General features: G+C 43.4%; 11 protein-coding genes. 6 read left to right on the plus strand and 5 right to left on the minus strand.

The genetic code is table 11. From position 1 onward, the window contains the following. Positions 1-15 precede the first annotated feature (15 nt). Positions 16-996 (minus strand): cytochrome c oxidase subunit II, encoded by a 981-nt coding sequence (locus tag IJ00_RS12215; RefSeq protein ID WP_035153424.1) that lies wholly within the window; start codon positions 994-996, stop codon positions 16-18. A 543-nt stretch (positions 997-1,539) separates the two neighbouring features. Here IJ00_RS12215 and IJ00_RS12220 point away from each other — a divergent pair. Then, entirely contained in the window at positions 1,540-2,496 is a 957-nt protein-coding gene (locus IJ00_RS12220) for a heme A synthase (RefSeq protein WP_035153427.1), read from the plus strand. A 261-nt stretch (positions 2,497-2,757) separates the two neighbouring features. Next, positions 2,758-3,714 (plus strand): heme o synthase, encoded by a 957-nt coding sequence (locus tag IJ00_RS12225; protein WP_035153429.1) that lies wholly within the window; start codon positions 2,758-2,760, stop codon positions 3,712-3,714. Between the two features lie 60 nt (positions 3,715-3,774). On the opposite strand, the gene IJ00_RS12230 is transcribed toward IJ00_RS12225, so the two are convergent. The 3 genes from IJ00_RS12230 to tyrS all read right to left on the minus strand — a co-directional run bounded on the left by IJ00_RS12230 (position 3,775) and on the right by tyrS (position 6,365). Continuing rightward, positions 3,775-4,347 (minus strand): hypothetical protein, encoded by a 573-nt coding sequence (locus IJ00_RS12230; RefSeq protein ID WP_052754552.1) that lies wholly within the window; start codon positions 4,345-4,347, stop codon positions 3,775-3,777. Positions 4,348-4,378: 31 nt separating this feature from the next. Then, positions 4,379-5,101, minus strand: a complete 723-nt coding sequence (pyrF, locus tag IJ00_RS12235; protein WP_035153431.1) for an orotidine-5'-phosphate decarboxylase — start codon at positions 5,099-5,101, stop codon at positions 4,379-4,381. Between the two features lie 88 nt (positions 5,102-5,189). After that, positions 5,190-6,365 carry a tyrosine--tRNA ligase gene (tyrS, locus tag IJ00_RS12240; protein ID WP_035153434.1) on the minus strand — a complete coding sequence of 392 codons (1,176 nt, stop codon included), beginning with the start codon at positions 6,363-6,365 and terminating at the stop codon, positions 5,190-5,192. A 171-nt stretch (positions 6,366-6,536) separates the two neighbouring features. On the opposite strand from tyrS, the gene IJ00_RS12245 reads away from it, so the two are divergent. From IJ00_RS12245 to IJ00_RS12255, 3 genes are all read left to right on the plus strand, one after another. After that, positions 6,537-8,459: a transglycosylase domain-containing protein gene (locus tag IJ00_RS12245; protein ID WP_035153435.1), complete on the plus strand. Its 1,923-nt coding sequence runs from the start codon at positions 6,537-6,539 to the stop codon at positions 8,457-8,459. Positions 8,460-8,554: 95 nt separating this feature from the next. Continuing rightward, positions 8,555-9,829: a pitrilysin family protein gene (locus tag IJ00_RS12250; protein WP_035153439.1), complete on the plus strand. Its 1,275-nt coding sequence runs from the start codon at positions 8,555-8,557 to the stop codon at positions 9,827-9,829. A 93-nt stretch (positions 9,830-9,922) separates the two neighbouring features. Next, positions 9,923-10,786, plus strand: a complete 864-nt coding sequence (locus IJ00_RS12255) for a fructosamine kinase family protein (RefSeq protein ID WP_035153442.1) — start codon at positions 9,923-9,925, stop codon at positions 10,784-10,786. Positions 10,787-11,085: 299 nt separating this feature from the next. Here IJ00_RS12255 and IJ00_RS12260 read toward each other — a convergent pair whose 3' ends face one another. Continuing rightward, entirely contained in the window at positions 11,086-11,409 is a 324-nt protein-coding gene (locus tag IJ00_RS12260; protein WP_035153444.1) for a DUF1825 family protein, read from the minus strand. Positions 11,410-11,629: 220 nt separating this feature from the next. Here IJ00_RS12260 and IJ00_RS12265 point away from each other — a divergent pair, with 220 nt between their 5' ends. Continuing rightward, positions 11,630-12,004, plus strand: a complete 375-nt coding sequence (locus tag IJ00_RS12265) for an NINE protein (protein WP_035153446.1) — start codon at positions 11,630-11,632, stop codon at positions 12,002-12,004. Positions 12,005-12,024 lie beyond the last annotated feature (20 nt).

The following is a 12,024-nucleotide window of genomic DNA, read 5'->3' on the forward strand; positions in this document are numbered from 1 at the left end:
GGACCACGAGGTAGTTTATTGACTAATTTGCTTCAGCAATTCTGGCTTGATACCCATATTTTGGGTGTAGGGGGCAAGGAAATTATCTACTGATTTTTCTGTAGGATTGAGGGCGATCGCCTGATTAATTTCTGCTTTTGCTGCCACGACTTGCTCTTGTTGCCACTTATCAAAGTCTTCTTGAGATTGCACAATGACTTGACTACGCATTGCTCCGTGATAAGGACCACATAATTCGGCACAAATTAAAGCATAGTTACCAATTTTTGTCGGTGTAAAACTAAACTCACTTTCCCGACCGGGAATAGCGTCTTGCTTTAGACGAAATTCCGGAACCCAAAAAGCATGAATCACATCGTTGGCAGTCATGTTTATTTGGGCTTTTTTGCCAATGGGTAAGTGAAGTTCACCAGCAGTAATTCCCGTCTCTGGATAACTAAAAAGAAAAGCATATTGTAAACCTGTGATTTTGACAAAAATATCCGCAGGTTTATCTTCTGCATCAAATGCTTGGGCAATCTGGGTTTGAGCTTTGCCCATATGATGGTGTTCGTGGTTCTCAGTCAATGTTGCCGCCATTGCGCTCCCCGGAACCATTGTCATCTCTTGCTTAATCACTGCTTCATGCACTGCATGGGGATTAATTCCACCCAGGGAGTTATATACCTCAAAGCTATATACAGAAAGAACGATCACAATAATGGCGGGAATTCCTGTCCAAAGAATTTCTAGGGGTACGTTGCCTTCCACTGGGGGACCATCGGTGTTATCTCCAGGACGGCGACGGAATTTGAAGGCACAAATAATTAAAACACCTTCGACGAGAATAAAAATACCTGTGGAAATGGTCATCATCGTATTGAACAGACCATCAACTAGGGAGGCAGATTCGGAAGCTGCAACAGGCAACAGTCCATGGTTTTGACCATACCAGAGACTGATGAGTGTCAACCCGATGCCGATGAGTAATGTCCAGATGGAACTTGGAATTTTCACGGTGAGATTAAGTTGGTAACTTTACTGGATTTTTGTCAAATTGCTTTACTCTCCTACTAAGGTAATCCAGGTAATAGGACATGGAGTAAAAGATACGGAATTTTTTCTTAATTTTTGGCTGCTTTATATCTCTAGAAACAAATAGGAATATTGAGATGTGCAGAATTCAGAATGATAAATTGGCTAGCTGATATTTCAAGTTTAGTCAACAGTGAAATAGGAATCTAAAGAAAGATTTAAGAAATTGTTTGCCTTTTGAGAGCAAACTTGTGTGGTGCAATCTGTTTCTTACCTTTGTTGTCTGGCTCCTATGTCCTGAAGGATTATCGGTTATTTTGGAAAGTAGTCATGTTTACAGCTATGCAGTAATTCTTTACAACCTGAAAAATCTCTAAAAGTTCTGGGACAAACTCATGTTCGTAAGGCACAGTAGAAAACAGAACTAATTTCTAACCTAGATTTATGCGCTAGGGTGGAAATAAATCGCTTCGACAAATTGTCAAACATTCATAGCTCACAGATAGCGGGCAAAAGGTGTATTTAATGAGCGAATTTGTCCTAGATCAACAAAATTTGTCTGCTCCTAAACAACAAGAGCCAAAGGATAGAATTCGTCGCTTGGTGTGGAGGATGTGTGTCGCCACGTTGATTTTAATGGCAATAGGCAGCGCCACCCGCGTGATGAATGCCGGACTTGCTTGTCCGGATTGGCCTCTATGTTACGGGGAGTTAGTACCGACTCAGCAAATGAATCTCCAAGTCTTCTTGGAATGGTTTCACCGTTTAGACGCAGCTTTGATTGGTATCAGCGCGATCGCCCTCGTGGGTATGAGTTGGTGGTATCGAAAATTACTTCCTTCTTGGCTACCTTGGGCAGCCAGTTTTGCAGCCTTTCTCATTGTCTTTCAAGGAATTCTGGGCGGACTGACCGTTACAGAATTACTGAGATTTGATATTGTGACTGCACATTTAGGCACAGCGTTGTTGTTTTTTACCACCCTACTAGTTATTGGCACTGCCCTCACACCCTACCAAGCAACAGCCACAGTCGGGAAACTACCTTGGATAAGTTTAACCGCAGGCATTTTGGTTTACCTACAAAGCTTGTTAGGTGCTTTAGTGGGTTCTCGCTGGGCGCTACACCAGTGCTTTGGTGGATATCAACTCTGTAACGTCATGTACAGTCATATTTTTGGCTTAGTACCACCCACTGTGGCTACCCTGGCAGTAGTGTTAATTGCTTGGCGTACCCCTGCCCTACATCCAGCTTTAAGACGTTTAGCAAACATGGCTGGTGGGTTGTTGATGCTGCAAATTCTCCTAGGGTTTGCCACATTCCGCTTACATTTGCAAGTAGAACCCCTAACAGTATCTCACCAAGCCATCGGTGCAGCCTTACTAGGGACTTTGGTGGTATTTACAGTCTTAGGAATCCGTGACTGGGCAGCAAGTCGGGCAATTAACGCTCAGAATGAACTTGCCATGGGATCAAATCCGTAGTTACTGCCACTGCATAAAATCATGGCGATCGCGCAAGCTGAATAGGTAATGGGTAATGGGTAATTAAGTCATAAAAAACTTGTCACCCTGCTCCCTCCTTTTCCCACGCTCCCTTCACCACCTCCCACCTATACAGATTTATCTAGTCAGCACCCGTCAATCGATAGCGAGTTCACATCATGACTAAAAACTGTATAGGCATAAATATTCTCTTGCTTACTCACTCACCCACTGCTGACACAACAAGGAACTATTGCCAACATGATTGAGACAACAAATGTCTCCAAGCAGCACGATACATTTCTCCAAGTTATTCATAGTTACTATCTACTGACTAAGCCGAGGATTATTCCTCTTTTATTAATTACAACGGCTGGCAGTATGTGGATTGCGGCAAAGGGAGAAGTTAATCCTTTGCTATTACTAGTAACTCTAGCTGGTGGAACTTTAGCTGCGGCGAGTGCTCAAACAATTAACTGTATTTATGACAGAGATATAGATTATGACATGGAGCGGACACGTCATCGCCCCATTCCCTCTGGCAGAATTCAACCTCGTGATGCACTGATTTTTGCCATTATTTTGGCTGCCCTTTCTTTTACTCTGCTGACCGTATTTGCTAACTTGCTAGCAGCTAGTTTGGCAATGTCTGGCATCGTTTTTTATGTACTAATTTACACTCACTGGTTAAAACGTCATAGTACTCAAAATATTGTCATTGGTGGTGCGGCAGGAGCAATCCCCACCCTTGTTGGTTGGGCAGCAGTCACCGACTCCATGAGTTGGACTGGATGGTTATTATTTGGCATTGTCTTTTTGTGGACACCGCCCCATTTTTGGGCATTAGCACTCATGATTCGGGATGATTACGCAAAAGTTGGCATACCAATGTTACCCGTAATTGCTGGAAATCAGGCTACTGTCAAACAAATTTGGATTTATACTTTGGTGACAGTTGTCGCCAGTATGATGCTAGTCTGTCCCCTGGGGCAAACCGGATTTTTCTATGGGGCGATCGCTCTGTGGTTAGGTGGTATCTTTATTCACAAAGCTTGGCAATTATTGCAAAATCCCGATGATAAAACCCTAGCAAGAGGATTATTTCTTTACTCGATTTCCTACATGATGTTGTTATGTTTAGGAATGGTGGTAGATAGTTTACCTTTAACTCACCAAGTCATGAGTGTAATTGTGAGTAAACTCCATTTTATTGGGTAATAATTTACCTGAAGAATATATTCATATTTGGCTGTGATTTGTAGAGAATCGCAGCTATTTTTATTGCTTCATGGCACGACAATCCCGTAACCAGAGATTTACCCCCTGTCCAATATCTCCATAGCTACTATCCCTAGGGGGAGTTGGTACTGTGCTGCTGCGTTCCCCCCGACTTTGGGTAAACATCATCACCATCCACCAACCATTCTCTGATTTAGTTAACAACAGCCAGTGAAATTCTTGCACTTCAATTGTTTTTGGTCGCTTATATTGTCGAGATAAGGTAGTGAAAAAAACTTGACGAATATTTGCCTCAAAATTTTGATTTTTATTTGCTTCCGACAACTCCAATTTTAAAGGCAAAGGCGTAAATTCTGGTCTACCTGCCGTGACAACATAACTATAAAAATCAACCTTTCTCCTTAACCTTCGACCTCGTTGATTTACCCGATTAGCATAACTCGGCAAATCTCGCAGCAAATTATTAGTTAAAGTCTCTAAATTATCCTGGGCACAATTGGAAGAAATTTTACGAGCCAACACAGGATGGGGAAAAATCAATAAAAAAGCAGATAAAAATAGCAAAAATCTGCTGGAGATTAACTTGTAATTGGGAATATGAGACTTCAACATAAAGTCAGATAAAGAGAGTTTCAATTTCAAGTCAAAGCTCCAAATTTTGGATTTCTGCACAAATTTTGCTCCAAGCTAATTCTGGATCAGCAGCAGCAGTAATCGGACGACCAATAACTAAATAATTAGCTCCTGCTTGGATTGCCTGGGAAGGAGTAAAAGTACGTTGTTGATCGCCTTTATCTGCCCATGTGGGACGCACTCCTGGACAAACGAGTAAAAAATCATTTCCACAGGTTTCCCGCAGTTGAGCGGCTTCCTGGGGTGAGCAAACAGCCCCATTTAAACCCGACTCCTTCGCCATCAGTGCCATTTCCAGAGCATATTCTGGCAATTCTAGGGGAATTTTTAAATCAAATGCTAATTGTCGGGGAGAAATACTGGTGAGTAGGGTGATAGCAATTAATTTTGGTGGTTGCACACCCGTAGATGCTGCTCCCTCCTGTATTGCCGTGGTGGCAAGTTCCAGGCAAGTTCTACCATTGCTAGCATGAATTGTTAATAAGTCTACCCCCAAACTAGCAGCTGCCCGACAAGCTCCAGCGACGGTATTGGGAATATCGTGAAATTTCAAATCTAGAAAAATGCGTTTTTGCCGAGATTTTAACTCACGAAGAATAACAGAGCCCGTGCTAGTAAATAATTCTAAACCGACTTTCCAAAAAGTTACTTGAGGTAGTCTTTCTACAAGAGCGATCGCTGCTTCGATTGTCGGTACATCTAAAGGAACAATAATCTGATTTTCTGCTTGCATATTAGGAAAGGTGAAAGGGGAAAAGGAGGGAGTAGGGAATAGGTTTTTTTATCTCACCCATTACCCGTTACTCATCACTCATTACTCATTACTCATTACCCACAAGTCTGACAAACTTATTTTTGCCTAGTTGCAAAACTCGTGCTTGTAAATCACTAGCTTGAGAAAAAGTTGTTTCAATATCGGTGACGCGATCGCCATCTAAACGCACCCCACCTTCTTGAATTTTGCGTCTAGCTTCCGAATTACTAGCAGCTAAACCAGTTTTACTCAAAATCGCTGTCAGTTTTGCAGGAAATTCGATATTTGCCAGGGAAAATTCAGGCATTTCCCCCTTTTCGATTTCTGTGATACCCTTTTGCCCATGGTATTGACGGACAATTTCCTTAGCTAAAAGAACCTGGCGATCGCGGGGGTTTTCTGGCAACTTATCCAAGGATAAATCCGTCAGCAACTCGAAATAACTTTCTAGGAGATGATCCGGTGTACCCTGTAACTTTTGGTATTTTTTAAATGGGTGTTCCGATAGAGCTACGTAATTATCCAGAGACTTAGACATTTTTTGCACCCCATCCGTGCCAATTAGAATCGGCATTAACAAGCAATACTGAGGATTTTGACCAAAATAGCGTTGTAAATCTCGTCCCACAAGCAAGTTAAATTTCTGGTCAGTACCGCCTAATTCCACATCCGCCTCTACCGCTACGGAATCATAGCCCTGCATCAAAGGATACATGAACTCATGGATAAAAATTGGATTTTCCTTTTTGTATCTTTCGGCAAATCCCTCCTTTGCCAACATTTGCCCCACCGTCATGGTAGAAAGCAACTGCAAAATTTTCCCTAAATCTAGTTTTGACAACCACTCGGAGTTATAGCGCACCTCCAAACGTCCAGGGGTATCAAAATCAAGAATTGGTCGTACCTGCTCTAAATAAGTTTGGGCATTTTGTGCCACTTCTGTTTCTGTCAGTTGCCGGCGAGTTTCTGATTTTCCTGTGGGGTCACCAATTCGTGCTGTAAAATCACCAATAATTAGGACTGCCGTATGACCAGCATCTTGAAAAGCTCGCAGTTTCCTCACGGGTATGCTATGACCTAAATGGATATCCGCACCGGTGGGATCAATGCCAAACTTGACTCTCAGGGGACGGTCTGTAGTGGTCAGACGTTTTTCCAGACTCACAATTTCTGTCTCAGAATCAGAAGGTTGTGGGAAAATTTCGACTATACCCCGATGTAACCAAGAAAAATCCTGTGCCATGGTCGATTGACTTGTATCTATGTTTTTCACTGTGCGAGTAGAGTTGTTGATAATCACGGATAATTAATTTCATCTTTCATCTGCCAGACTAATATAATTGCAAAAAATTAACCGCCTTGCTTCGCCAAAAAAACTATAGTTGTACTTACCAAGTGAGGAAGTGAGAAAGCCGTGTCGTCGTCTAGGACTTATGAAGAGAAGCGTCCCGAAAAAGCTTCATCTGGTTTTGAATTTTTAAAAGGAGTCGGTCAGGTAGCCGGTGGTACCCTGTTATCTGTCACCATGCTGACAAGTTCTATTGTTGCCGGAGGTTTAGTGGGTTTAGCCATTAGCTTCCGTAACTTGCCAGATGTCAGAACCCTGCGTAACTTCTTTCCCTCAGAAACAACCTATATCTATGATGTAAAAGGTAAATTACTGACCAGTATCCACGGTGAAGCTAATCGGGAAGTTGTCTCCCTAGATCGAATTTCTCCGGAATTAAAACGAGCAGTACTAGCAAGCGAAGACGCTGACTTTTACTATCACCATGGTATTAACCCCAAAGGGGTAGGACGAGCAGTACTTACCAACTGGTCAGCTGGTGGGGTAAGGGAGGGTGGTTCCACCGTCACCATGCAATTGGTGAAAAACCTGTTTTTATCTCGCAGACGGGAAGTCACAAGGAAAATTGCTGAAGCAGTTCTGGCAATTCGTTTAGAACAAATACTGACTAAAGACCAAATTTTAGAAATGTACCTCAATCAAGTTTATTGGGGACATAACAACTACGGTGTACAAACTGCTGCCCGGAGCTATTTTAATAAGTCTGTGGAGAATTTAACCCTCGCAGAATCGGCAATGATGGCTGGGTTAATCCAGGCTCCAGAGCAATATAGTCCTTTTGTCAGTATGAAGAAAGCCAAGTACCAACAAAAGGAAGTCTTGGGACGGATGCTGACTTTAGGTTGGATTACTCAACAGGAGTATGATAAAGCCCTTCAGGAAAAAATCAAGCTAGGTAAAATTCGCTCCTTTCAAGGTAGTGCTTTACCCTACGTCACAAATACTGTAGCTGCGGAGTTGGCGAGAAAATTTGGTCGTGAAGCCCTACTCAAGGGAGGAATGCGCGTCCAAACAACCGTTGACACGGATTTTCAACGGATGGCAGAGGAGACTGTAGCTAAATGGCATAATCGACTACTGAGTCAAGGATTACGTCGTAACCAAATGGCATTAGTGGCGATCGACCCCCGTACCCACTACATCAAGGCTTTAGTCGGTGGTGTAGACTCGAAAACCAGTGAATTTAACCGCGCCACCCAAGCACTGCGACAACCAGGTTCAGCTTTTAAACCTTTTGTCTATTATGCTGCTTTTGCAACTGGTAAATATGCTCCATCTAGCACAGTGATAGATTCTCCTGTCAGGTATCGAGATGGCAGTGGTTGGTATTATCCCAGAAACTATGATGGCGGCTATGCGGGAGCCATGTCCATCCGTACAGCCTTAGCTCAGTCACGAAACATACCAGTAATTAAACTAGGTAAGGCAGTGGGAATGAACAAGGTTGTGGAGACTTCCCGTACTCTAGGTATTATGAGTCCGATGGAGCCAGTGACTTCCCTTCCCCTGGGGGCGATCGGTGTGACTCCCTTGGAAATGGCAAGCGCCTACGCAACTTTTGCTAATTACGGTTGGCAATCCCCAACGACAATTATCATGCGTGTAACTGATAGCAGTGGGAATGTGCTGCTAGATAATACACCAAAACCCCAGCAAGTCCTGGATCCTTGGGCATCGGCTGCCACGATAGATATTATGCGGGCAGTAATTAATGAAGGAACAGGGAAAAACGCGGCGATCGGTCGTCCCGCAGCTGGTAAAACCGGTACTACTTCCTCGGAGAAAGATATTTGGTTTGTGGGAACTGTTCCCCAGTTGACTACTGCGGTTTGGGTTGGTAGGGACGACAACAGACAATTAGCTAGTGGAGCGACGGGAGGTACAATGGTGGCTCCGATTTGGCGCGATTTTATGAATCGAGCGCTTAAGGGTGTTCCTGCGGAGAGCTTCAAGCCCCCATCTCGATTCCCCCGACCAAAATCCAGATGATTCCCTGCCCGATTTGCCAGCTATGGTAAGTCAGGTGCCCACAACTTTTATGTGTCATAATCCTTAGCAGGGACTGAAATCACTCGTAATTACCCATGACCTCTACCCTGCTAAAATTTCCTCGTCTCAATGCACCCCAGCTACACCAGTTGCCTAACGGTTTGACAATTATTGTTGAACGAATGCCCACAGAAGCAGTGAACCTGAATCTGTGGGTTAATGTTGGTTCTGCTGTTGAACCAGATGAGATTAACGGTATGGCTCATTTTTTAGAGCATATGATTTTCAAGGGAACGGAAAAGCTTGCTAGTGGTGAATTTGAACGACGGATTGAGGAGCGGGGTGCGGTGACAAATGCTGCTACCAGCCAGGATTATACCCACTACTACATTACGACTGCACCCCAGGATTTTGCCGAACTAGCGCCTTTGCAAGTGGAAGTGGTAACTCGTGCCATGATTGCCGATGATGCCTTTGAGCGTGAGAGAATGGTGGTCTTGGAAGAGATTAAGCGTTCAGAAGATAATCCCAGGCGACGGGTGTATCGGCGGGCAATGGAAACAGCTTTTAGTTATTTACCCTATCGTCGTCCGGTTTTGGGACCAGAAGAGGTGATTTCCCATCTCGTACCTCAACAAATGCGAGATTTTCATAGTACTTGGTATACACCCAGATGTATGACTGCTGTTGCTGTGGGGAATTTACCGGAAGAGGAATTAGTGGAAATTATTGCTGCCAGTTTCCAGGAGCATCAACAGACAACAGTTAGCAGCCAAAAGCCAGCATTGACTCTGGAGCCAGCATTTACAGAAATTGTTCGCCAAGAATATACAGATGATAGTTTACAGCAAGCCCGAATAGTGATGGTGTGGCGAGTTCCTGGGTTAACGGATGTAGAAAATAGTTATCCCTTGGATGTGTTGGCAGGGATTTTAGGACATGGACGCACGTCTCGCTTAGTCAGAGATTTACGAGAAGAGAGGGGAATTGCTTCCCATATTTCTGTGAGCAATATCACGAATAAGTTACAAGGGACGTTTTATATTTCTGCCCAGTGTGCGACGGAAAATTTAGGAATTGTGGAAGCAGCGATCGCCGAGCATATCCGTAAACTCCACAGCGAATATGTCACAAAAACTGAGATTGACCGTGTACGAAAACGGGTAGCAAATAGATTTATTTTTGGTAATGAAACACCTAGCGATCGCTCTGGTTTGTATGGTTACTATCATGCGGTTGTGGGTGACTTAGAACCTGCTTTCCACTATCCCCAATACATCCAATCCCAGGAACCAGATGATTTAATGCAAGCTGCTAAAACCTACCTCTCACCCGATGCTTATGGTGTAGTAACAGTCAAGCCAAAATAGCTCATAGTACACTGTCAAGGTTAATTTGAGGGATATCTTCCCCTTATCCCCCCTATCCCCCTATCCCCCTGTCCCCCTTTCCCTACCTTTTCCATGTGGACTGATATCGATTGCCAAATTAGCCAAGCTACAGGTGAAAAATTTCAATCTTCCCAACGTCGGACTGTTGGTGGGGGTTGTATTAACCAAGGCTATTGTATTTCTGATGGCGATCGCACCTATTTTGTCAAGCTTAACCAAGCTACGCAAATCGCTATGTTTGAAGCGGAATCCCTGGGTTTACAGCAGATGTATGATACTCAGACAATCCGCGTTCCCCAACCTATCTGTACGGGAGTGGCTGGTAACTCGTGCTACATAGTTTTAGAGTGGCTAGAGATGGGAGGTAGTAATGGCAAATCGTGGCAGGAAATGGGGCAAAAATTGGCTGCAATGCACAAAATTAACAGTAGTAAGGATTTTGGTTGGAATATTCCGAATACCATTGGCTCTACACCACAAATCAATACCTGGACAGCTAGCTGGAGTGAGTTTTATACTCACCATCGTCTAGGGTATCAATTCCAACTGGCTCGGCGACGGGGTGGGTATTTTCCCCAGTCAGAGGAGTTGTTGATGGCGATTCCCGAACTGTTGGCAGGACATGAAGTGGAACCTTCCCTAGTTCACGGAGATTTGTGGGGAGGGAATGCTGGGTGTACTGTGGATGGGGAACCTGTAATTTTTGACCCTGCAACTTATTACGGTGACAGAGAAGTCGATATTGCCATGACAGAATTATTTGGTGGTTTCCCTACAGCTTTTTATCAGGGTTATGAGAAAGTTTATCCCCTAGATGCAGGTTATAGTCGGCGCAAAACTTTGTATAATCTGTATCACATTATCAACCACTTTAATTTATTTGGTGGTAGTTACGAGTCTCAAGCCAACAGTATGATCAGAAAATTACTAGCTTGAAAATTATTAATGGTGAATACTGTTTATTTGACACTGCTGTGGGGAGAAATTTCAATATTCTCAAATGCTCCTTGAGTACTGTAAGCCATACGGAAACTTGGGTCAAAAACCCGAACGCTACCCTTCAGGAACCTCAAGGGTGAACAGGAGATTCGACCTCTACTTTTGCTGGTGAGTCAGCATGGTGTTGGGGTTCCTCCCGTTGTAGTGACTGAAGAACCCCTAAGGGAGAAATCCTGTATGAGCAAGTTGGGTCTATGAATGAAGAATCTTCACCCTTGCAGGGGGAAGTGTCAAAACTAAGACTGTTTTTCAATTTCTGCTTTCATCCGTTGCAGAGTCATATTCATTTGGTCAAACATTTGCTGGGGAGTCATCCCGAACTGACCTAGCTGAGTTTTTAATTGCTGGACGGTCATCTGTGCCATAAAATCTTCTGATAGCTCAAAGCGTTTCATAAAGATGTTATAGCGATCCATCATCCTTTCCATCTGCTCAATAAACAGTTTTTTCCCTTCACGGTCAAATTTACCATAGCTATTTCCCAGATTAATCAGCGCTTGGTAATCTTCAAATAGCTGTTTTGCTTCTTGTTGAACTATTTCAGAATCAAAGAATCCCATAGTGTTTATAATTACCTGAGCCGTGGCACTCAGAACTTATCTAAAATACTTTATTGCCCTAACCTTATTTTAGTGTAGGGAGTCTATCTAGAAAACAAACTACGGTTCAGGTAGAGTTTCCTACCGGGATTTCAACACTTGACTATTGCAGTTATTTGGGTGTTTTGCGACTATAACTGTTTTACCGTAGGAAATATATTAGTGGTGAATTATTCAGCTTATGTTGCAGAAGCGTAAAAGTCGTAGTGTTGCCGCAGTTTTAGCTTTTGCGGGAACTTTAACCATCTCTGGGTTACATAAATTCTATCTGGGACAACCTCTTTGGGGTGTTATCTATGTTTTGCTGTCTTGGACTCCCATTCCTAAGGTTGCAAGTGCAATTGAGGGGGTATGGTATCTGACACAGGATGATGAAGCTTTTGACCGTAATTTTAATTTGGGTCAGACTGTGGTGAGGAACTTGTCCACGGGGGTGAATCAGGTGGGAGCGATCGCCAATGCTTTACGAGAGTTAGATACACTGCGTCAGGATGGATTAATCTCGGAATATGAATTTGAACAGAAGCGTCGTAGTCTCCTTGACCAGATTTCCTAAATTTTCCTAGGCTTAACCAT

Origin of the sequence: Calothrix sp. 336/3 (assembly GCF_000734895.2) — a bacterium.
Lineage (GTDB): Bacteria > Cyanobacteriota > Cyanobacteriia > Cyanobacteriales > Nostocaceae > 336-3.